Origin of the sequence: Burkholderia sp. ABCPW 11 (genome assembly GCF_001523445.1) — a bacterium.
In the GTDB taxonomy this organism is placed as follows: Bacteria; Pseudomonadota; Gammaproteobacteria; order Burkholderiales; family Burkholderiaceae; genus Burkholderia.
Window position 1 is genome coordinate 1 of sequence record NZ_LOVM01000100.1, and the last position, 926, is coordinate 926.

Consider the following 926-nt stretch of genomic DNA (forward strand, 5'->3'; position numbering starts at 1 on the left):
GCCACCGGATGGCCCGAGTACGTGAGGCCGTGATTGAATTCGCCGTTGTCGATGATCGGGCGCGCGATGCGCTCGTGGATGCCCACCGCTCCCATCGGCACGTAGCCCGACGTGAGGCCCTTCGCCATCGTGATCAGGTCCGGCTCGAAGCCGAAGTGCTGGTGCGCGAACCATTCGCCGGTGCGGCCGAACCCGCCGATCACTTCGTCGGCGACGAGCAGCACGTCGAACTTGCGGCAGATCCGCTGGATTTCCGGCCAGTACGTCGACGGCGGGAAGATCACGCCGCCCGCGCCCTGGAACGGCTCGCCGATGAACGCCGCGACGTTCTCCGCGCCGAGTTCGAGGATCTTCGCTTCGAGCTGCTGCGCCCGCGCGAGGCCGAATGCCTCGGGCGTCTCGCCTGCCTGCGCTTCGCCGAAGAAATACGGCTGGTCGATGTGCACGATGTGTTCGACCTTCGACGGCATCTGCTCGTGCATGTAGCCCATCCCGCCGAGCGTGCCGCCCGCGATCGTCGAGCCGTGGTAGCCGTTCTTGCGCGAGATCACGTATTTCTTCTGCGGCTTGCCTTGCACGCGCCAGTATTGATGCACGACGCGCAGCACCGTGTCGTTGCCTTCCGAGCCGCTGTTGCAATAGAAGAAGTGGTTGAAGCCGGCCGGCGTCACTTCCGCGAGCATCGCGGAGAGTTCGATCACCGGCGGATGCGTGGTCTTGAAGAACGTGTTGTAGAACGGCAGTTCCTGGATCTGGCGATACGCGGCGTCGGCGAGTTCCTTGCGGCCGTAGCCGATGTTCACGCACCAGAGGCCAGCCATCCCGTCGATCACCTTGTTGCCGTCCGAGTCCCACAGGTAGACGCCGTCGGCCTTCACGATCACGCGGCTGCCCGCGCGATTGAGCGCGCCCATGTCCGAGAACGG

Annotated in this window: 1 protein-coding gene; it reads right to left on the reverse strand. The window is 65.0% G+C overall.

Annotation, left to right across the window (positions count from 1 at the left end; genetic code table 11):
- On the reverse strand, positions 1–926 hold a 926-nt coding region (locus WS61_RS32180; protein WP_059506704.1), incomplete at both ends, for an aminotransferase.